An 18,752-nucleotide genomic window follows, 5' to 3' on the forward strand; every position below is an offset into this window, starting at 1 on the left:
CGCCGTGGTTAGCGGGATGGTAACCTTTTGGGCGGCAGGATCGGCGGCATGATGGTTCTTCGCAGCTTCGTCCTCGCGCTCGCCTCGCTCCTGGTCGCGGTGGCGCCCGCCCATGCCGACCGGATCAAGGATCTGGGCGGTTTCCAGGGCATCCGCGCCAACCAGTTGACGGGCTATGGCATCGTCGTCGGGCTTCCCGGCACCGGCGACGACAATCTCGAATATACCGTGCAATCGCTGAAGGCCGTGGCCTCGCGGTTCGGGCTTCAGCTTCCCGCGGGCGTCAATCCGGGCATGAAGAACGCCGCGGTGGTGATCGTGACGGCCGAACTGCCACCCTTCGCCAAGCCCGGCCAGCGGCTCGACATCACCGTCGCGTCGATGGGCAAGGCCAAGTCGCTGCGCGGCGGCAGCCTGATCCTTACCCCGCTGATGGGTGCCGACAACCAGATCTATGCGATGGCGCAGGGCAATCTCGCGGTCGGCGGCCTCGGCGCCGAGGGCGCGGACGGCTCCAAGATCGTCATCAACATTCCCTCGACCGGCCGCATCCCCGAGGGGGCGACCGTGGAGCGCGCGGTGGCGACCGGCTTCGGCACCACGCCGACGCTGGTGTTCAACCTCGCGCGCGCCGATTTCACGACCGCGCAGAACGTCGCGGGCGCGATCAACAAGAAACTCGGCTTCGGCAGCGCCGAAGCGGTGGACGCGGTGTCGGTGTCGGTGCGCGCGCCGCAGGGCGCCGATGTGCGCGCCACTTTGATGTCGGAGATCGAGAATCTCGACGTGGTGTCGGCCGAACCGCCCGCCAAGGTGATCGTCAACGCACGCACCGGCACCGTCGTCATCAATTCGGCGGTCCGGGTAGGCCCGGCGGCGGTCACGCACGGCAAGCTGACCGTCCGCATCGACGAGACGCAGCGCGTCAGCCAGCCGGGGCCGCTGAGCAACGGACAGACCGCGGTCGTCACCAAATCGGGCGTCGCGGTGGATGAAGAGAAGAAGCCGATGTTCCTCCTCTCGCCGGGGCCGCGCCTGGCCGACATCGTCAAGGCGGTGAACGCGATCGGCGCATCGCCCGCCGATCTGGTGGCGATCCTCGAGGCGCTGAAGGAAGCCGGCGCCCTGAAGGCGGAACTGATCGTCCTGTGACCGACATCGTCACGCCTCCGGCGGCGGCGGCCGCGCCGACGACCGGCATCGCCACCGACACCAGCCGGTTGAAGTCGGCCGCCAATCTGAAGGCGGCGGGCCAGAAGTTCGAGGCGGTGTTCGACGGCATGATGCTGAAGGCGATGCGCCAGACGAAGCTGGCCGATCCGCTGTTCGATTCGAAGGCGATCGACACCTTCACCGAGATGCAGGATGCGCGCCTCGCGCAGAGCATGGCCGAACACGCCCCGATCGGGATCGGCAAGGCGATGACCGAATTCCTGAAGAAGTCCGCCGGCCAATGATCGATTTTTTCGTGAAATCGCAATCAGATATTAACCCGGGCGCGGCAGACCGCTCCCCATGAGCGACTTGCTCTCCATCGGCGCCTCGGGCGTCCGCGCGTATCAGACCGCGCTGTCGACCGTTGGCGAGAACATCGCCAATTCGGGCGTCACCGGCTATTCGCGCCGTTCGGTCGCGCTGACCGAGATCGCCGGCGTCTCGGGCACGGTGGCGATCAAGGCCGATGCCGGAAGCGGCGTCGCGGTCGGCAGCATCGCGCGATCGACCGACACCTATGCGACGGCAGCTTTGCGCTCGGCCAGCGCCGATCTCGCGCGCACCACCACCGCCTCCACCTGGCTGACGCAGATCCAGTCCGCGTTGACGGGCAACAATCTCACGTCGCGCATCACTGCCTTCTACTCCTCGGCGAGCAGCCTGTCGGCGGATCCGTCCTCCACCTCGCTGCGCGCCAACATGCTCGGCACGGCGACCTCGACCGCTGCCGCGTTCACCGCGACCGGGAATGCGTTCGACCAGATCCAGACCGACCTCGACACCAGCGGTGGCGAAGCGGCGCAGACGCTCACGTCGCTCGGCGCCTCGCTCGTGCGGATCAACGACGGGCTCGGCCGCACCCAGCCCGGCACCTCGGCGGCGGCGCAGCTCGCCGACCAGCGCGATTCCGTGCTCGGCCAGATGAGCGCGCTCGCCAGCGTCGATGCGAAGACCGATTCGCTCGGCCGCGTGACGGTGAAGCTGGGCGGGGCGAACGGCACGCCGTTCGTGTCCAACACCCAATCGGGCGCGGTCGGCTATGCGCGTGCCGCCGATGGCTCGGTCGGCTTCACGGTCAGCTATGCCGGCGCCAACACGCCGCTGGCCACCGAGGGCGGCGCGATGGCGGGGATCGTCGACGGCGCGCAGAAGATCGCCGCCGCCCGCACGGCGCTCAACACGATCGCGAGCGGCTTCACGACCTCGGTCAACACGGTCCAGGCGCAGGGCGACGATCTCAACGGCACCGCCGGACAGCCGATCTTCGCGACCGGCGCCGACGCCACCGACATCACGGTGGCGATGACGGACGGCCGCGGGATCGCGGCGGCCACGCGCGGCGCGGGCGTGCGCAACGCGGGCAATCTTGATGCGCTCCAGGGCGCGCGCATGACCGGCGGGTTCGAATCGAACACGACCGATCTCATCACCAACACCGCAACGGCGATCACGCAGAAAGCGACCATTTCGGATGCGCAGACCGCGATCCGCGACGGGGCGGCGACCGCGCTTGCCAACTCGACCGGCACCAGCCTCGATTCCGAAGCGGTCGACCTGATGCGCTTCCAGCAGGCCTATTCCGCCTCCAGCCGCGTGATCCAGGTCGCGCGCGATACCTTCTCCACGATCCTCGAAATCAAGTAGGGCACGATGCAGATCTCCAGCAGCATGTTCTACGATACCGCGGCCAAGCGGATGTCGGCGCTCAACGATCATGCCACGCTGCTCCAGACGCAGATCTCGACGGGCAAGAAGATCCAGAGCCCGTCGGACGATGCGGTGCTGTCGCAGCAGATCGCGCAGTTCGACCAGCAGGATGCCGCGGCCGCGGTGTATCAGACCAACATCACGCTCGCCTCGTCGCAATTGGAACAGACCGACGGGACGCTGTCGTCGATCGCCACGCAGGTGCAACGCGCGATCGAGCTGACGACGCAGGCTGCCAACGGCACGCAGAGCGATTCGACCCGTTCGATCATCGGCAACGAACTGAGCTCGATCGTCACTTCGCTGACCGGCCTTGCCAACACCAAGGACGTCCGCGGCCAGCCGCTGTTCGGCACCGCCAGCGGCACGCCCGCGGTGACCGCGAACAGCGACGGCAGCTTTTCCTATGCGGCCACCGATGTCAGCGCGATTCCGATCGCGCAGGGCCAGTCGGTGCAGGCCAATGAATCGGCATCGCGCGTGTTCATGACGGGCAGCACCGATCTGCTGAGCGTGATCTCCAATCTCGCCAAGGCGCTTCAGGGCGGCGGCGACGTTTCGAGCACGGTGTCGAGCGCGCTCGACAGCCTCAATGCGGGCAACGACCAGATTTCGGCGGTCCGCGCATCGGTCGGCGCGCGCGCGGCGCGGGTCGATCTCCAACAGACGCTGCTCACCAATGCCAACACCGATCGCGCCGCGCTCCGCTCGAAGGACGAGGATGTCGACGTGACGTCCGCCATCGCCGATCTGCAGAAGACGATGACCGTGCTGTCCGCCACACAGGCGAGCTTCACCAAACTGTCGCAGCTCTCGCTGTTCGATTATCTGAAATAAGGCGCTGCGCCGACGGCGCATCTGGTAACCGGATGGCTACGATTTCCGGTTAACGCTGTTCCCGAAACGGTCCGTTCGGATCGATGCTTTCGGGGAAAGTCACCGCCATGTTTCCGGCTATCGGCCTCGTCGTCCTTCTCGCCATGGTGTTCGGCGGCTTTGCCATCACCGGTGGCAATCTCGGCCCCGTCATGGAGGCCATCCCGCACGAGATGCTCATCATCGGCGGTGCCGCTGCGGGCGCGCTCATCATCGGCAATTCGGGCAAGGAACTGAAGGCCATGGGCGGCGGCCTCGGCAAGGTGTTCAAGGGCCCGAAATACAAGAAGCAGGATTATCTCGACGTGATCTTCCTCGTCAGCAAGCTGATGAAGATGCTGCGCACCGAGGGGCCGATCGCGGTCGAGCCGCATGTCGAGGATCCGCAGTCCTCCGCGGTGTTCTCGGAATATCCCAAGCTTCTGAAGGACCATACGCTCGTCAACCTGATCGCCGACACGCTGCGCCTCGTCGTGGTGTCGAGCGGCACGCTCGACGTGCATGCGGTCGAGGAGGTGATGGATCATTCGATCAAGAGCCACCATCACGAGGTGGAGGGGCCGCACACCACGCTGTCCAGCCTTGCCGATTCGCTGCCCGCGCTCGGCATCGTGGCGGCGGTGCTCGGGATCGTGAAGACGATGGGCTCGATCGACAAGCCGCCTTCAGTGCTGGGTGGCATGATCGGCTCCGCGCTCGTCGGCACGTTCATGGGCGTGCTGCTCGCCTACGGCATCGTCTCGCCGCTCGCGGGACGGCTGAAGCAGGTGATCGATGCCGACGGCGCGATCTACGACGTGGTCAAGCAGATCATCATCGCCTCGCTTCACGGCCATCCGCAGCCGCTGGTGATCGAGGCGGCGCGCGCGGGGATCGCGCACAAGAACCAGCCCGGCTTCGCCGAGGTGTTCGACGGCTTGCGGGGCCGCTGAGATGGCGCGCGCGCCCCATGGGCAGAACGTTCCGCCCAAGATCATCGTCAAGAAGATCTATATCGAGGGGCATGGGGGCCATCACGGCGGCGCGTGGAAGGTGGCCTATGCCGATTTCGTGACCGCGATGATGGCGTTTTTCCTGCTGCTCTGGCTGCTCGGCGCCACGACCGAGAAACAGCGCAAGGGCATCGCCGACTATTTCGCGCCCACCGTGCTCGACACGCATGCGCTCGGCATCGGCGGCAGCGGGCTGTTCGGCGGTGAATCGATCCTCGACAAGAACCGGCTGGGGCCCAAGACGGGGCAGGGCATGATGCCCGCGCTCGTCGTTCCCAATGCCGGGCGCGGCGGCCCGCAGCCCGGCACCGCCGACAAGGGGCTGACGCGCAGCAGCAGCGCACTGGCGAACGAGGATCGCAAGAATTTCGAGCAGATGCGCCGCCAGGTGATGGAGCAGATCAGCAGTTCGGCGACGCTGTCGAAACTCGCGAACCATATCCGTTTCGTGCGCACGCAGGACGGGCTGCGGATCGATCTGGTCGACGATGCGGATTATTCGATGTTCGCGCTCGGCACGACCGCGCTCGATCCGCGGGCGGCCTCGCTGATCGGGCTGATCGCGGGATCGATCAAGACGATGACCAATCCGATCATGATCCGCGGCCATACCGACAGCGTGCCCTATGGCGATCCGCGCGCGATGAACAACTGGATGCTGTCGAGCGGTCGCGCCGAGGCCACGCGCCGCCAGCTCGCCGCCAGCGGCATCCCGGAAGCGCGCTTCAACCGGATCGAGGGCGTCGCCGACCGCGAGCCCATGATCGAGAAGGATCCGAGCGATCCGCGCAACCGCCGCGTGGCGATCACGCTGCTCTATCGGGCGGGCAGTTTCGGGCAGTAGCGGCCGAAGCACGCCTCATCACAAAGCCCGCGCACCACGCGGCACGCGGGCTTTGTGTCGTGCCGGACGGGGCGATTACTCCGCGGTCGTCTCGGGCACCTTGCGCTTGCGGGGCGCGGGCGCAGGTGCGGCGTCTTCGGTCTTGCGCGCGCCGGGCTTGCGGCCGAGGCCGATCTTCTTGGCCATCGCGCGGCGGCTTTCCGAATAGCTTTCGGCGACCATCGGATAGTCGGGCTTCAGGCCATAGCGTTCACGATATTCGGCGGGCGTCATGCCGTTGGTCGAGAGATGGCGACGCAACGTCTTGTAAGGCTTGCCGTCGATCATCGAGATGATGTGATCGGGCGACGCCAAGGATTTGCGCACCGATACGGCGGGCGTATACTCAGTGGGTGCGCTTTCCGCCGGCGCCTGATCGGACGTGCCAAGCAGCGCCGCAACCGTCTCGTGCATCCGGCCAAGGAACGCGGGCACCTCGTCTGCCGAGATCCGGGTGTTGGGATTGCCGAGCCAAGCAATCGTCAACTCCGTCGCCAATTCCAGTGCATTCAAATCGGGGGTATCGTCGTTCATGGCCTGCTCCTTGATTTGATCGAAGTCCGTAACGGGCCTTTCGGGCAGGTCAATCGCAATGTTGTCTTCACGCAACGACAACGCTTTGCGCAGGGCTGTGGCGCTCCGCGGGTCCTTGTCTCTCCCGCCCAAACTCTCCGCCCGTTTTGCTTGTCGGTTCGACGGCGGCGGACTCGACCGGTGGGCTGTGCCGCTGTGCATCATCGCCGTTGCGGCACCGGGGCGGCCCGCCTAGGGCGGCTCGCGATGCGCGCCACCTATTCGTCTCGGCCGGATTCGACCCGAGCGCCCGCGCGGCGGCGTGCGGTGTCGTTCGCGCTCACGATCGTGGCGCATATCCTGATCATCCTGCTGCTGCTGCACCTCACGCCCACAGCGGTCGTCCAGCGCAAGCCCGATGCGCGCCCGGCGGCGTTCCAGCTCCTGCCCGATCCACAGGCCGCACCGATCCCGTCGCCGCGCGTGCCACGGGTCGCGAAGGTCAAGCAGCCGAGCGGCGGCGCCGCCCCCCGCGCGCCACGCCCGCCCGCGCCGCCGACCGCGCCGCCTTCCACCCAGCCGCCGTCGGCGTTCCCGGCCATGCTCGGCGGGCGCGAACTGTTCCAGGCCGCCGATGTCGCCAAGCTGCCGGCCCATCCCGAGGATCGGCAATTGGCGGGCGGCGACAGCGACGGCGCGGGGCAGGGGCAGGGCAAGGACAGCGGCTCAACCTATGGCCCGGGCGCCGGGCCGGGCGGCGAGCGGCTCTACAATGCGGATTGGTATCCTCGCCCGCCGAGCCATGCCGAGATCGCCGGTTATATGCCGCCGTCCGGCGCGCCGATGGGCAGTTGGGCCGAGATCGCGTGCCGGACGATCGAGAATTATCATGTCGAGAATTGCCGCTCGCTGGGCGAATCCCCGGTCGGCTCGGGGCTGGCGCGGGCGATGCGCGAGGCGGCGTGGCAATTCCGCGTGCGGCCGCCGCGCGTGGGCGGCAAGGCGATGGTCGGCGCCTGGGTGCGCATCCGGATCGATTTCACCGAAAAGGGCGGCGACTGACGCGCGTCCGCGCGGTCATTTCAGCCGCAGCGGCAGCCCGGCCACGATCAGGTCCACCCGCTCGACCGCGGCGGCGACGCGCTGATTGATGATGCCCGCCGAATCGCGAAAGGCGCGGGCGAGCGCGTTGTCGGGCACGATGCCGAGCCCCACCTCGTTGGCGACGAGGACGATGCGCGCCGGCGTGGCCGCGATCGCGGCGAGCAGCGTATCGGTGGCGGCGGACGCATCCCGATCGGCCAGCAGCAGGTTCGACGCCCAGAGCGTCAGGCAATCGACCAGCAGCACGCCGCCGCGGGCGCCCGCTTCGCCGATCGCGTCCGGCAGGTCGATCGGCGCCTCCACCGTGCGCCAGTGGTCGTCGCGATCGGCGCGGTGGCGCGCGATTCGATCGGTCATCTCGTCGTCGAACGCCTGGGCGGTGGCGATGAAGACGCAGGGCTCGCCGCACGCCTCCGCCAGCCGCTGTGCGTGGCGGCTCTTGCCCGATCGCGCACCGCCGATCACGAACAGGCTTCGCCCGAACGACTCCATCGCTTCCTCCCGGCCCTTGCCGCATCGCGTGCGATTGGCGATGGCGGCGGATCGAAGCGGTGTCGAGGGGCGTAAGGTGCGGGGCTTGAGCGAACATGGCGGCCGCCTCGACGTGGCGGCCGCGCGCTTCCCGGCGGCGCCCAGGCCCTGGCTCGACCTGTCGACCGGGATCAACCCCCTGCGCTGGGACGGCGAAGCGGGCCCGGTCGATCTCGGCGCGCTGCCGTCGCCCGCCGCGCTGGCGGCGCTCGAATCCGCGGCGGCAGCCCTGTTCGGAGTGGCGGCAGAGCGCGTTGCGGCGGTGCCCGGCAGCGAGATGGGGTTGCGCGCGCTCGCCGGGCTCGATCTGCCCGCGCCGCATGCGCATGTCGCGCCCGCTTACGGCACGCATGCCGCGATCTGGGCGGACGGCGTGGCGATCGGCGTCGACGCGCTGGATGCCACCGCCTCGCGTGGTGGCACGATCCTGCTCGCCAATCCCAACAACCCCGATGGCCGATTGCTCGCGCCCGATCGGCTGCTGGCACTCGCCCGCGCACTTGGGGCGCGGGGCGGATGGCTGGTGGTGGACGAGGCGTTCGCCGACACCGATCCCGCGATCGGGCTGCTGCCGCATCTGGCCGCCGACGATCCGGTGCTGGTGCTGCGCTCGTTCGGCAAGTTCTTCGGCGTGGCGGGCGTGCGGCTCGGCTTTCTGTGTGGGCCGCCCGCCATGCTCGACCGGTTGCGTGCGCGGCTCGGGGCGTGGCCGGTCTCGGCGCAGGCGATCGCGATCGGCACCGCCGCCTATCGCGACGCCGGGTGGATCGCGGCGACGCGGGCGCGCCTGCCCGTCATGGCGCGCGATCTCGATACGGTGCTGATCGAACATGGGCTGGTTCCGGTCGGGGCCTGCCCGCTGTTCCGCCTCGTCACGCGGGGCGACGTGCCCACCCTGTTCGACCGGCTCGCGCGGGCGGGGATCCTGACGCGGCCGTTTGCGGACACGCCGCATCTCCGCTTCGGCCTGCCGGGGGACGCCGCCGGGCTGGCGCGACTCGATCGGGCGCTTCGTGGTTGAGCCTTATGCGCTGCTCGCGCTGGCGATCGATGCGGCGTTCGGCTGGCCCGCCTGGCTCTATGCGCGCATCGGCCATCCCGTGGGCGGCTTCGCGCGCGCGATCGATGCGGCGGAGCGCGCGTGGAACGCACCCGCGCGCTCAACCGCCCGACGGCGAACACTTGGTACGCTGCTGCTGGTCCTGCTCGTCGGCACGGTCGCGGCGATCGGCTGGGGCGTGCAGATGGCGCTGGCGGCGTGGCTCGGCCGATACGCGTGGATCGGCACGGCGCTGCTGGCCGCCCCGGCGCTCGCGCAGCGCAGCCTTCACCAGCATGTGCGGGCGGTGCGCGATGCGCTCGCCACGGGCGATCCGTTCGCGAGCCGGCGGGCGGTCGCCCGGATCGTCGGGCGCGACACCGCGCGGCTCGACACCGCCGGGGTCGCGCGGGCGGCGATCGAAAGCCTCGCCGAAAGCTTTTGCGACGGCATCGTCGCCCCGCTGTTCTGGCTGGTGCTGCTCGGGTTGCCGGGGATCTGGGCGTATAAGGCGATCAACACCGCGGACAGCCTGATCGGCCACCGCGAGCCGCGCTACGCGGCGTTCGGCTGGGCCTCGGCGCGCACCGACGATGGCGCGAACTGGGTGCCGGCGCGGATCGCGGGGCTGGTGCTGTGCGTGGCGGGCGGGGGCGGCTTCGCCACGATGCGCCGCGACGCGCGCCGCCACGCCTCGCCCAATGCGGGCTGGCCGGAGGCGGCGCTGGCGGGCGTGCTGGGCATCCGGCTCGCCGGGCCGATCGCCTATGACGGCGTCACCCGGATCAAGCCCTGGATCGGCGACGGCCGCACCACGGCCAACGCGGCGGACATCACCCGCGCGCTCCAGGTCCATGCGCGCGCCTGCCTGATCCTTTGGGCGATCACGGGGGTGCTCGCATGGGTGCGGTGATGCTGCAGGGCACCGGGTCGGACGTCGGCAAGTCGGTGCTGGTGGCCGGGCTGTGCCGCGCACTCGCCAATCGCGGGCTCGTCGTGCGACCGTTCAAGCCGCAGAACATGTCGAACAACGCCGCCGTCACCGCGGACGGCGGCGAGATCGGCCGCGCGCAGGCGACGCAGGCCTTCGCCGCGCGGGCGGCGCCCAGCGTCGACATGAACCCGGTGCTGCTGAAGCCGCAGGGCGACCGGACCTCGCAGCTCGTGGTGCGCGGCGTCGTGCGCGGCACACTGGCGGCAGCGAACTGGCGGCAGGGGCGCGAGGGACTGCTGGCCGAGATCCTCGCCAGCTATCACCGGTTGCGCGCTGAGGCCGATATCGTCGTGATCGAGGGCGCGGGCAGCCCGGCGGAGATCAACCTGCGCGCGGGCGACATCGCGAACATGGGCTTCGCGCGCGCCGCCGGCGTGCCCGTGCTGATCGTCGGCGATATCGATCGCGGCGGCGTCATCGCCGCACTCGTCGGCACACAGGCGGTGATCGCGCCCGAGGATGCCGCGATGATCCACGGCTTCCTCGTCAACAAGTTCCGCGGCGACCCCGCGCTGTTCGACGACGGTTACCGGGCGATCGCCGAGCGCACCGGGTGGCGCGGCCATGGCGTGGTGCCCTGGCTGCCCGAGGCGGCGCGGTTGCCGAGCGAGGATGCGGTCGTGCTCGAACGGCGTGGCGGGCCCGCCAGCGGGCGGACCGTCGTGGCCTGCCCGATCACCGCGCGGATCGCCAATTTCGACGATCTCGATCCGCTGAAGCTGGAGGCCGACGTCGATCTGGTCATGGTGCCGCCGGGCACGCCGATCCCGCCCGCCGCGCTGATCGTGCTGGCGGGCAGCAAGGCGACGATCCCCGATCTGGCCTTTCTGCGTGGCCAGGGGTGGGACGTCGATATCCTCGCGCATCATCGCCAGGGGCGGCCGGTGCTCGGCCTGTGCGGCGGATACCAGATGCTGGGGCGGACGATCGCCGATCCGGATGGCATCGAGGGCCCGGCGGGGCAGGTCGCGGGCCTGGGGCTGCTCGACGTTGCGACGCTGCTGACCGGCGCGAAGGCGCTGAAGCCCGTCACCGGCACCGCGCTCGGCGCGCGGTTCGAGGGGTACGAGATGCATATGGGGGTGACGCGCGGGCCGGGCACCGCGGCGCCGCTCGTCCGCTTCGACGACGGCCGCGGCGACGGCGCGTCGAGCGCGGACGGGCTGGTGGCGGGCACCTATGTCCATGGGCTGCTGGGCCATGCCGCGCAGCGCAAGGCGTGGCTGGCGCGGATCGGGGTGGCGGGGCGCGGCCCCGATCACCGTGTCGCGATCGATGCGGCGCTCGATGCCATTGCCGACACGCTCGAACGCCATGTCGATATCGACGCGATCGTCCGGCTGTCAGACCGTGCGGACTGAGGCGATCGCGAGCAGCAGGCCGGTTTCGACCAGTTCGATCCCGGCGCCATGCGCATCGCCGGTCACGCCGCCGATGCGCCGCTTCAGCCACAGCCCGACACCCGCGATCATCAAGGGCGCCGCGGTCAGCGCGGGCGCGATGGTGCAGGCGGCGGCCAGCAGCGCGGTCCAGCCGATCAGGTCGCGCCGCCGCACCGCCCGCGCGACCATCGCACCCAGCCCGGCATGGAGCGGCGGCAGCCAGCGCGCCCAGGCGAGCGGCCCGATCCTCGCCGCGAACGGCACCAGCACGAGCGCCCAGCCGGCAGCGCCGATGGCGTGGAGCAGCACGAGCTTGGCGACGAGCTGCAGTCCGATCGCGACGACGCCGAAGCTGCCGATATGCGAATCCGCCATCACCGCGAGCAGCCGAGCGCGGTCGCCATGCGCCGCGCCGATGCCGTCGGCGAGATCGCCCAGCCCATCGAGATGGAGCGCGCCCGTCACCGCGACCCATGCGACCAGCGCGGCCAGCGCCCCCGTCCACGGATCGATCCGCCCGCCGAGCCACCCCGCCGCTGCCACCATCACCCCGATCGCAAGCCCCACGACCGGATAGCAGCGGATGGCGCGCGCGAAATCGTCGCGCGTGGCGCCCACCGACGGCATCGGCAGCCGCGTCAGAAAGCCGAAGGCGGCGACCAGCGGCTTCATGCCTGAAGTCCGGTGATCTGCGCGGCATCGGGCCACAGCCGCAACGATAGCAGCGCCGCGCAGGGCAGGTCGAACGCCCAAAGTTGGCGCCGGTCGAACCCGCACAGCGTGCCGATCGCGGCACGGATCGATCCGCCATGCGCGACCACGAGCGTGGTGCCGTCCAGCGCGCCGAGCGCGTCGGCGACGCGCGCTACGAGCGTCGACCACAGCTCGCCGCCGGGCGGCGGACCGGCATCGGGATTCTGCCAGAAGGCAGCGAGTGCCATGGGATCGATCGCGTCCGGCGCCAGCCCGTCCCAGGCGCCGAAATCGAGCTCGCGCCACCGCGGATCGATCGTGACCGGCACGCCGTGCCGCGCACCGATCGCCGCGGCGCAGGCCTGCGCGCGTTGCCGGTCCGACGTGACGATCCGGTCGAACGCGAGCGGCGCACCGCGCGCCACGCAGGCCGCGATTCCCTCCGGCGTCGCGAGGCTGTCGGTGATGCCGAGCATCCGTCCCGCCAGCACCGGCGCGCCGTGGCGCATCAGGTGGAGCGTGCGGGCCGCGCTCATCCCCCCGCCACGCCGGCCTCGGCAAAGGTCGCCATGCCGTCATGCGCCGCCAGCGCCGCACGGATCACGCCCGCCGCCACCGCTGCGCCGCTGCCCTCGCCCAGCCGCATGCCGAGCGCCAGCAGCGGGTCCAGCTCCAGCCGCGCGAGCAGCTTAGCATGGCCGGGCTCTGCCGAGACATGGCCGGCGATGCAGTGGTCGGCGATCCGGGGCCAAGCCGCGGCGATCGGTGCGATCGCGGCGCTGCCGATGAAGCCGTCGAGCACGACGGCGATCCGTGCGGTGCGGGCCGCCACCACCGCACCCGCCATCGCCGCGATCTCGCGCCCGCCGACGCGGCGCAGCGTTTCGAACGGCGTGCGCGGTGCCTCCGCATGACGGGCGAGCGCGGCATCGACCGCGGCGGTCTTGCGCGCCAGGCCGTCGCCATCCACGCCCGTGCCGGGGCCCACCCACTCCGCGCCGCTGCCGCCGAAGCTGCGTGCGCAAAGCGCCGCCGCGGCGGTCGAATTGCCGATGCCCATCTCGCCGAGCACGAGCAGGTCGATGCCATCCTCCACGACGGCCGCGCCCGCGTTCAGCGCGGCGAGGCATTCGGCCGCGTCCATCGCGGGGCCGCGCGTGAAGTCGGCGGTCGGCCGGTCGAGATCGAGCGGTACGACGCGCAGTTCGAGCCCGGAGGCGGCGGCAAGCGCGTTGATCGCGGCACCCCCGGATGCGAAATTGGCGACCATCTGCGCGGTCACTTCGGGCGGAAACGCGCTGACGCCGCGCGCCGCCACGCCGTGATTGCCCGCGAACACCACCGCACGACCGCGATCGATCCGGGGGCGCTCGCGGCCCTGCCAGCCGGCGAGATCGATCGCGATCGCCTCCAGCCGGCCGAGCGACCCCGGCGGTTTGGTGAGTTGCGCCTGACGCTCGGCGGCGGCGGCGCGCGCGGCCCGGTCGGGCGCGGGCAGGCTGGCGAGCGCGGCATCGAACGCGGCGACGCTGGAAAAGCCAATCATGCGACGACAAATCCGGCGGGCGGCGTGCGCGTCAGGAAATGGCCTTTGACGCCCTCGGGCCAGCTTTTGTACGGCACCTGCCCGTCGTCGCTCGCGGCATGGAGCACGGCATGATCCAGGATCGCGCGCGCCGCCGCCTCGTCGGGCGTGAACCGGCCGAGCACGTACCCGATCTTGCCGGGCGCGCGCAGATGGACGGTGCACGAATCCTGGCAGGCGAACAGGCACGGCATCGCCTGCACCGCGACGCCGGCATAGGCCGGGTCGGATGCCTTGACCGCGCGCAGCGCCGCGACCAGCCGCGTTCCGCCGCGGGGGCCGGTGGCATCATCGCCCGAGCGGCAGGTGGAGCAGGCGACGATCGCCGGGCCGTCCTCGACGGGGATCAGCATGGGCGGCACGGAATAGGGGATAGGGTGAACGGCACAGGAATCTCCTCGCGACACGGCACAGGCCGGCACGCGAGGCGCCGGCCGACGATGCCGCCGCTCGGGATCACGCGGACCCCGCCCGCTCGGCGCACCCTGGCCGGACGGAGGACGACCGCGACGGGCAGGTCTCCTGGCTCGCGGGTCGTCACCGTCCGCGCCGCCTTCTCGGGAGGAATCCCAATGGCCTGTGGCGCGATGGCTCGCCGCGTACAGTTGCAGGGGCAGCCGGGGTGAGCCCCGTTCCCTTTTCACCCCGTCGCCGGGGAACCTGTCGCGCCGCCGGCCTATCGGTGGGCGATGGGGCCGTCAACGGCGACCCGCGCGCGGGTGGTCAGAACTCGATTCCCGCCTGCGCCTTCACGCCGGCGCGAAACGGGTGCTTCACCGGCGTCATTTCCGTGACGAGGTCGGCCGCCGCGATCAGCGCCTCGGGCGCGTTGCGGCCGGTGACGACGACATGCTTCATCGGCGCGCGGGCGGCGAGCACCGCCAGCACCTCGTCCAGCGGCAGATAGTCGTAGCGCAGCACGATGTTGAGTTCGTCCGCCACCACCATCGCATAGGCCGGATCGGCGATCATCCGCTTCACCTCGTCCCAGGCGGTGCGGGTGACGGCGATGTCGCGGGCGCGGTCCTGCGTGTCCCAGGTGAAGCCCTCGCCCATCGGCTTGAAGGTCACTTGATCGGGAAAGGCGTCGAACACCGCCTTCTCCCCCGTGGCCATCGCGCCCTTCACGAACTGGACGACGCCCACCGTCATGCCGTGGCCGATCGCGCGCGCCACCATGCCGAAGGCGGCGGTCGACTTGCCCTTGCCCGCGCCGGTGTGGACGATCAGCAGCCCCTTCTCGATCGTCTTGTCCGCGATGATCGCCTGTTTGGCCGCCTGCATCCGGCGCATCTTGTCGGCATGGCGCGCGTCGTCGGTCATTCCATCAGTTTCTTCTGGAGGTAGGTCATCGTCAGCGCGGTGGTACGCGCGGTCTGCTTCAGGTCCGCGCCGGAGCCGTGCCCGCCCTCGGTATTCTCGTAATAATAGAAGGGCAGCTTCATCGCCTCCATCCGCGCGGCGAATTTGCGCGCATGCTGGGGGCCGACGCGGTCATCCTTGGTGGTGGTGAAGATGAACGGCTCCGGATAGGCCACGCCGGCGCGCAGATTCTGGTAGGGCGAGGTCTTCTGCCAGAACGCCATCGCCGCCGGATCGGCGTTCACGTCGCCATATTCGCCCTGCCACGACGCGCCCGCCGCGATCTTGGAGATGCGGATCATGTCGAGCAGCGGCACCTGGATGACCACCGCGTTCCACAGTTCGGGATGCTGGGTGAACTGCACGCCCATCAGCAGCCCGCCATTGGAGCCGCCCTCGATGCCGAGCCGCCGCGGGCTGGTGATCCGCCGCGCGATCAGGTCGCGCGCGACGCTCGCGAAATCGTCATAGACGATCTGCCGCTTCGTCCCGAGCCCCGCCTCGTGCCATGCGGGACCGAATTCGCCGCCGCCGCGGATGTTCGCCAGCACCAGCGCGCCGCCGCGTTCCAGCCACAGCTTGCCCGTCGTGCCCGAATAGGAGGGCGTCATGCTCACCTGGAACCCGCCATAGGCGGTCATCAGCGTCGGCGTGGTGCCGTCATAGGCGATGTCCTTGCGGTGGACGACGAAATACGGGATTTTGGTGCCATCGGTGGAGGTGGCCTCGCGCTGCTCGACCACGTCGCGCGACGCATCGAATTTGGGCGGCAGCGTCTTCACCGTCTGCAGCGTGCCCGTCGTCGTGTCGGCCAGATCGACCGTCGTCGGCGTCAGGAAGCCGTTGGTCACCACGAACGCGCGGTTGCTGTTCTCGTCGGTCGATCCGAAGCCGACCGACAGATTGTCGGGCAGCGCCAGCCGGGTCATGGTCCAGCCGCCGCCGCGCTTGGGCGCATAGACGAACGCGCGGCCCTGCACGTTGCTGAGCGTCTCGATCAGCAGATGGTCGCGCGTCGATGCGGTGCCGTTCAGCGCGTCGCGCGGGCCCGGGGTCCACACCAATTTGGGCGCCAGCCGATCGGGCGTGGCCTTCACCGCCGCCAGATCCAGCTTGGCGAGCGCGCCCGATACGAAGCTTGCGCCATGCGCCGGCCACGCCTCGTCCAGCCGCACGATGACGCGGCCATCGACCAGCTCGGCGACGCTCGCCTTGTCGGGAATCGCGAGCTGCCGCGTGCCGGTGGGCGTCACGACGAAGCTCTGGTGGCGGAACGTGTCGAGCGGCCGCTCGATCACCGCCAGCGTGCGGCCCTGGCCATCGCGCAGCACGCTCGGCGAGACGCCATAGCCGCCATCGTCCTTGCCGCCGCGATACACTTCGGTCGCCTGCGCCATCGCTTGGCCGCGCGCGAGCCGCTTGACGACATAGGGATAGCCGGACGGCGTCAGCTCGCCCGGAATCCAGTCGGTCGCGACGAGCAGATGGTCGATATCTTCCCAGGCGACGCGGTGCTTGCCGCGCGGCAGGTGGAACCCGCCCGCCACGAAGCGCATGGTGTCGAGATCGAACTCGCGCACCTCCACCGCATCCTCGCCGCCGTCGGACAAGGATACGAGGCAGCGTTTCTCATCGGGCGGCAGGCAGTCGAAACCGTGCGAGACCCAGCTCTTGCCCTCGGCCTTGCCCAGCGCATCGATGTCGAGCACCGTCGTCCATTGCGGATCGGCGGTGCGATAGCTCTCCAGCGTGGTCTTGCGCCAGATCCCGCGCAGATGCTCGGGATCCTGCCAGAAATTGTAGATCGCGCCGTGGATGAAGCCGGGCATCGGGATCCGGTCGCGCGCGCCCGCGATCGCCAGCGCCTCCTGGTAAAGCACGGGATAGCGCGGATCGGCCTCCAGCCGCTTCGTGCTGGCGGCGTTGTGACTTTCTACCCACGCCATCGCGCGCGGCGAGGCGGGCTCCTCCAACCAGATATACGGATCGTCCTTCATCGCCTGAGCGTGGACGCCCACCGGCGTGGCGGCAAGGGCGAGAAGGGCGATCAGGGTCTGGCGCATCTGCGAACTCCGGGGGCGGAACGATGCCGCCATGTCTACGCAAAGCCACCGGCATGGCAACCAAAGTCCGCCTGACACGTCCTCACGCTGTCCAGCCGAACACCGGAGCGTGCCCATGTCCTCGACCGTCGCCGAACTGCTCGTCGAAACCTTGGCGGAGATCGGCGTCCGCCAGGTCTTCGGGATCGTGGGCGACGCGCTCAACCCCTTCACCGATGCGATCCGCCGGCAGGACCGGGTCGAATGGATCGGCGTGCGCCACGAAGAGGGCGCGGCGCTGGCCGCGGCGGGGCAGGCCAAGCTGACCGGGCGGCTGGGCGTCTGCTGCGGCACCACGGGCCCCGGCGGCAACCATCTCGTCGCCGGCCTATACGAGGCGCGCAAGGATCATGCGCCGGTGCTCGCGATCTCGGGCGGCGTGCCGTCCAACCTGCGCGGCACCGATTATCTCCAGGAGGACAGCCCCGACCTGCTGTTCCGTGACGTCGCGGTCTATACGCAGACACTCGGCGCGCCCGAGCAGGCGCCAGCGGTGTTCCACCAGGCGATCGCCGAGGCCTATGGCGCGCGTGGCGTCGCGCATCTGTGCATCCCGCCCGACGTCTTCGCGGCCACGCTGTCGAAGGCGGTGCCGAGCATCCCGACGCTGCGTCCCCGACCCGAGGTGGCGCCCGCGCCCGAGGACATCGCTGCGGCGATCGCGCTGATCGACAAAGCCGAGACGATCGCGGTGTTCTGCGGCGCGGGCGCGCGCGGCGCCGAGGCGGAGCTGATCGCGCTGTCCGAGCGGCTGAAGGCGCCGCTCACGCACACCTATCGCGCGCAGGAACTGCTGCCCTACCATGATCCGCACTGGATCGGCGGCGTGGGGCTGATCGGCGGCCGGGCGGGGGTGGATGCGGTGCAGAAGGCGGACCTGCTGCTGATGCTCGGCACCGATTACCCCTATGTCGATTTCCTGCCCAAGCACGGCAACGTCATCCAGATCGACGAACGCGCCTTCGCGCTCGGCCGCCGCGCGCCGATCGCGCTCGGCATCGTCGGTTCGGTGAAGCCCGCGCTCCGGATGCTGCTCGACCGGCTCGCCGCGCGCGAAGACGATGCGTTCTTCGCCACCGCGACGAAGGCACGCCACGCGTGGGACGCGATGCTGGACGAAAAGGCCGATCCCGCGCGCAGCGGCGACCGGATCCACCCCCAGGCGGTGGCGCGCGCGATCAGCGATCATGCCGCCGACGATGCGATCTTCGTGACGGATACCGGCGAGGTGACGCTGTGGGCGGCGAACTGGATGCGCCAGACCGGTCGCCAGCGGATCACGGGATCGTTCAACAACGCCGCCGTCGGCACCGGGCTCGGCATCGCCAACGGCGCGCAGGCGCTCGACCGCGACCGGCAGGTGATCCTGCACAGCGGCGACGGCGGCATGACGATGCTGATCGGCGAGTTCATGACCGCGGTCGAGCACAAGCTGCCGATCAAGGTGGTGGTGTACGACAATGCCAGTTGGGGCCTTGTCCATCTGGAGATGGAGGGCGCGGGCAACCCGCCCTCGTCGGGCGCGAATTTCCCCAACATGGATTTCGCCGCCTTCGCCCGCGCCTGCGGTGCGCAGGGCTTCACCGCGCGCGATCCGGCATCGCTGGTCGCGACGGTGCAGGCGTTCCTCGCATCGCCGGGGCCGGCCATCCTTCACGCCATCGTCGATCCCGACGAGATCCCGGCGATGCCCCATATTGAGATCGGCCAGGCGTGGAAGTTCGGCATCGCCAAGGTGCGCGAGGCGATCGCGGCGGTGAGTCCCGCCTGACCA

19 protein-coding genes and 1 riboswitch are annotated in these 18,752 nt (G+C 69.9%); of the genes, 11 read left to right on the forward strand and 8 right to left on the reverse strand.

The features are described from left to right. The first annotated feature begins 51 nt into the window (after positions 1-51). From OXQ95_RS00835 to OXQ95_RS00860, 6 genes are all read left to right on the forward strand, one after another. Positions 52-1,152: a flagellar basal body P-ring protein FlgI gene (locus tag OXQ95_RS00835; RefSeq protein WP_242096709.1), complete on the forward strand. Its 1,101-nt coding sequence runs from the start codon at positions 52-54 to the stop codon at positions 1,150-1,152. Next, entirely contained in the window at positions 1,149-1,457 is a 309-nt protein-coding gene (locus OXQ95_RS00840) for a rod-binding protein (protein ID WP_242096630.1), read from the forward strand. Before OXQ95_RS00835 ends, OXQ95_RS00840 begins: the two co-directional genes overlap by 4 nt. A 58-nt stretch (positions 1,458-1,515) precedes the next feature. Beyond that, positions 1,516-2,859, forward strand: a complete 1,344-nt coding sequence (flgK, locus tag OXQ95_RS00845; protein ID WP_267378373.1) for a flagellar hook-associated protein FlgK — start codon at positions 1,516-1,518, stop codon at positions 2,857-2,859. Positions 2,860-2,865: 6 nt separating this feature from the next. Further along, complete coding sequence (gene flgL, locus OXQ95_RS00850) at positions 2,866-3,759, forward strand: flagellar hook-associated protein FlgL (RefSeq protein ID WP_267378376.1); 894 nt, start codon at positions 2,866-2,868, stop codon at positions 3,757-3,759. A 107-nt stretch (positions 3,760-3,866) separates the two neighbouring features. Next, a complete protein-coding gene (gene motA, locus OXQ95_RS00855; RefSeq protein WP_242096626.1) occupies positions 3,867-4,730 on the forward strand; it encodes a flagellar motor stator protein MotA in 864 nt (287 codons plus the stop codon). Position 4,731: 1 nt separating this feature from the next. Next, a complete protein-coding gene (locus OXQ95_RS00860; RefSeq protein ID WP_242096625.1) occupies positions 4,732-5,634 on the forward strand; it encodes a flagellar motor protein MotB in 903 nt (300 codons plus the stop codon). Between the two features lie 75 nt (positions 5,635-5,709). Here OXQ95_RS00860 and OXQ95_RS00865 read toward each other — a convergent pair whose 3' ends face one another. After that, on the reverse strand, positions 5,710-6,207 hold the full coding sequence (locus OXQ95_RS00865) for a MucR family transcriptional regulator (protein ID WP_242096708.1): 498 nt from the start codon (positions 6,205-6,207) through the stop codon (positions 5,710-5,712). Positions 6,208-6,453: 246 nt separating this feature from the next. On the opposite strand from OXQ95_RS00865, the gene OXQ95_RS00870 reads away from it, so the two are divergent. Then, positions 6,454-7,248, forward strand: coding sequence for a hypothetical protein (locus OXQ95_RS00870; protein ID WP_267378380.1), 795 nt, complete (start codon positions 6,454-6,456; stop codon positions 7,246-7,248). Positions 7,249-7,263: 15 nt separating this feature from the next. On the opposite strand, the gene cobU is transcribed toward OXQ95_RS00870, so the two are convergent. Further along, positions 7,264-7,782 (reverse strand): bifunctional adenosylcobinamide kinase/adenosylcobinamide-phosphate guanylyltransferase, encoded by a 519-nt coding sequence (gene cobU, locus OXQ95_RS00875; RefSeq protein ID WP_242096623.1) that lies wholly within the window; start codon positions 7,780-7,782, stop codon positions 7,264-7,266. A gap of 40 nt (positions 7,783-7,822) precedes the next feature. On the opposite strand from cobU, the gene OXQ95_RS00880 reads away from it, so the two are divergent. The 3 genes from OXQ95_RS00880 to OXQ95_RS00890 are packed head-to-tail and all read left to right on the forward strand — an operon-like array spanning position 7,823 to position 11,215. Then, positions 7,823-8,842, forward strand: coding sequence for an aminotransferase class I/II-fold pyridoxal phosphate-dependent enzyme (locus OXQ95_RS00880; protein ID WP_267378383.1), 1,020 nt, complete (start codon positions 7,823-7,825; stop codon positions 8,840-8,842). After that, positions 8,835-9,773 carry an adenosylcobinamide-phosphate synthase CbiB gene (gene cbiB, locus OXQ95_RS00885; RefSeq protein WP_267378386.1) on the forward strand — a complete coding sequence of 313 codons (939 nt, stop codon included), beginning with the start codon at positions 8,835-8,837 and terminating at the stop codon, positions 9,771-9,773. Before OXQ95_RS00880 ends, cbiB begins: the two co-directional genes overlap by 8 nt. Next, complete coding sequence (locus OXQ95_RS00890) at positions 9,761-11,215, forward strand: cobyric acid synthase (RefSeq protein WP_267378389.1); 1,455 nt, start codon at positions 9,761-9,763, stop codon at positions 11,213-11,215. Before cbiB ends, OXQ95_RS00890 begins: the two co-directional genes overlap by 13 nt. On the opposite strand, the gene cobS is transcribed toward OXQ95_RS00890, so the two are convergent. The 6 genes from cobS to OXQ95_RS00920 all read right to left on the reverse strand — a co-directional run bounded on the left by cobS (position 11,198) and on the right by OXQ95_RS00920 (position 16,873). Then, positions 11,198-11,908 carry an adenosylcobinamide-GDP ribazoletransferase gene (cobS, locus tag OXQ95_RS00895; protein WP_267378391.1) on the reverse strand — a complete coding sequence of 237 codons (711 nt, stop codon included), beginning with the start codon at positions 11,906-11,908 and terminating at the stop codon, positions 11,198-11,200. The genes OXQ95_RS00890 and cobS overlap by 18 nt on opposite strands. Next, positions 11,905-12,465, reverse strand: a complete 561-nt coding sequence (locus OXQ95_RS00900; protein ID WP_267378394.1) for a histidine phosphatase family protein — start codon at positions 12,463-12,465, stop codon at positions 11,905-11,907. Before OXQ95_RS00900 ends, cobS begins: the two co-directional genes overlap by 4 nt. Then, positions 12,462-13,475 (reverse strand): nicotinate-nucleotide--dimethylbenzimidazole phosphoribosyltransferase, encoded by a 1,014-nt coding sequence (gene cobT / locus OXQ95_RS00905; protein ID WP_267378397.1) that lies wholly within the window; start codon positions 13,473-13,475, stop codon positions 12,462-12,464. The genes OXQ95_RS00900 and cobT overlap by 4 nt, the downstream gene beginning before the upstream one ends. Next, the gene (locus OXQ95_RS00910; protein WP_242096611.1) at positions 13,472-13,867 is read right to left on the reverse strand and encodes a DUF1636 domain-containing protein; all 396 of its coding nucleotides are present in this window, start codon (positions 13,865-13,867) and stop codon (positions 13,472-13,474) included. The genes cobT and OXQ95_RS00910 overlap by 4 nt, the downstream gene beginning before the upstream one ends. 141 nt (positions 13,868-14,008) lie before the next feature. Further along, positions 14,009-14,193, reverse strand: a riboswitch (cobalamin riboswitch). A 44-nt stretch (positions 14,194-14,237) separates the two neighbouring features. Continuing rightward, positions 14,238-14,837, reverse strand: coding sequence for a cob(I)yrinic acid a,c-diamide adenosyltransferase (cobO, locus tag OXQ95_RS00915; protein ID WP_242096609.1), 600 nt, complete (start codon positions 14,835-14,837; stop codon positions 14,238-14,240). Beyond that, positions 14,834-16,873, reverse strand: a complete 2,040-nt coding sequence (locus tag OXQ95_RS00920; protein ID WP_346731933.1) for a prolyl oligopeptidase family serine peptidase — start codon at positions 16,871-16,873, stop codon at positions 14,834-14,836. The genes cobO and OXQ95_RS00920 overlap by 4 nt, the downstream gene beginning before the upstream one ends. A 181-nt stretch (positions 16,874-17,054) precedes the next feature. On the opposite strand from OXQ95_RS00920, the gene OXQ95_RS00925 reads away from it, so the two are divergent. Next, positions 17,055-18,749: a thiamine pyrophosphate-binding protein gene (locus OXQ95_RS00925; protein ID WP_267378405.1), complete on the forward strand. Its 1,695-nt coding sequence runs from the start codon at positions 17,055-17,057 to the stop codon at positions 18,747-18,749. Positions 18,750-18,752 lie beyond the last annotated feature (3 nt).

This window comes from Sphingomonas sp. GC_Shp_6 (genome assembly GCF_026540835.1).
Taxonomy (GTDB): Bacteria; Pseudomonadota; Alphaproteobacteria; order Sphingomonadales; family Sphingomonadaceae; genus Sphingomonas.

What these genes read in the sequence shown, in the direction of transcription:
- OXQ95_RS00925 (WP_267378405.1), top strand. Translation starts at nt 17,055, where the DNA reads ATGTCCTCGACCGTCGCCGAACTGCTCGTCGAAACCTTGGCGGAGATC.
- OXQ95_RS00870 (WP_267378380.1), top strand. Translation starts at nt 6,454, where the DNA reads ATGCGCGCCACCTATTCGTCTCGGCCGGATTCGACCCGAGCGCCCGCG.
- flgL (WP_267378376.1), top strand. Translation starts at nt 2,866, where the DNA reads ATGCAGATCTCCAGCAGCATGTTCTACGATACCGCGGCCAAGCGGATG.
- OXQ95_RS00880 (WP_267378383.1), top strand. Translation starts at nt 7,823, where the DNA reads ATGGCGGCGGATCGAAGCGGTGTCGAGGGGCGTAAGGTGCGGGGCTTG.
- cobU (WP_242096623.1), bottom strand. Translation starts at nt 7,782, where the DNA reads ATGGAGTCGTTCGGGCGAAGCCTGTTCGTGATCGGCGGTGCGCGATCG.
- OXQ95_RS00890 (WP_267378389.1), top strand. Translation starts at nt 9,761, where the DNA reads ATGGGTGCGGTGATGCTGCAGGGCACCGGGTCGGACGTCGGCAAGTCG.
- motA (WP_242096626.1), top strand. Translation starts at nt 3,867, where the DNA reads ATGTTTCCGGCTATCGGCCTCGTCGTCCTTCTCGCCATGGTGTTCGGC.
- cobO (WP_242096609.1), bottom strand. Translation starts at nt 14,837, where the DNA reads ATGACCGACGACGCGCGCCATGCCGACAAGATGCGCCGGATGCAGGCG.
- OXQ95_RS00910 (WP_242096611.1), bottom strand. Translation starts at nt 13,867, where the DNA reads ATGCTGATCCCCGTCGAGGACGGCCCGGCGATCGTCGCCTGCTCCACC.
- OXQ95_RS00900 (WP_267378394.1), bottom strand. Translation starts at nt 12,465, where the DNA reads ATGAGCGCGGCCCGCACGCTCCACCTGATGCGCCACGGCGCGCCGGTG.
- OXQ95_RS00865 (WP_242096708.1), bottom strand. Translation starts at nt 6,207, where the DNA reads ATGAACGACGATACCCCCGATTTGAATGCACTGGAATTGGCGACGGAG.
- OXQ95_RS00835 (WP_242096709.1), top strand. Translation starts at nt 52, where the DNA reads ATGGTTCTTCGCAGCTTCGTCCTCGCGCTCGCCTCGCTCCTGGTCGCG.
- cobS (WP_267378391.1), bottom strand. Translation starts at nt 11,908, where the DNA reads ATGAAGCCGCTGGTCGCCGCCTTCGGCTTTCTGACGCGGCTGCCGATG.
- flgK (WP_267378373.1), top strand. Translation starts at nt 1,516, where the DNA reads ATGAGCGACTTGCTCTCCATCGGCGCCTCGGGCGTCCGCGCGTATCAG.
- OXQ95_RS00920 (WP_346731933.1), bottom strand. Translation starts at nt 16,873, where the DNA reads ATGAAGGACGATCCGTATATCTGGTTGGAGGAGCCCGCCTCGCCGCGC.
- OXQ95_RS00860 (WP_242096625.1), top strand. Translation starts at nt 4,732, where the DNA reads ATGGCGCGCGCGCCCCATGGGCAGAACGTTCCGCCCAAGATCATCGTC.
- cobT (WP_267378397.1), bottom strand. Translation starts at nt 13,475, where the DNA reads ATGATTGGCTTTTCCAGCGTCGCCGCGTTCGATGCCGCGCTCGCCAGC.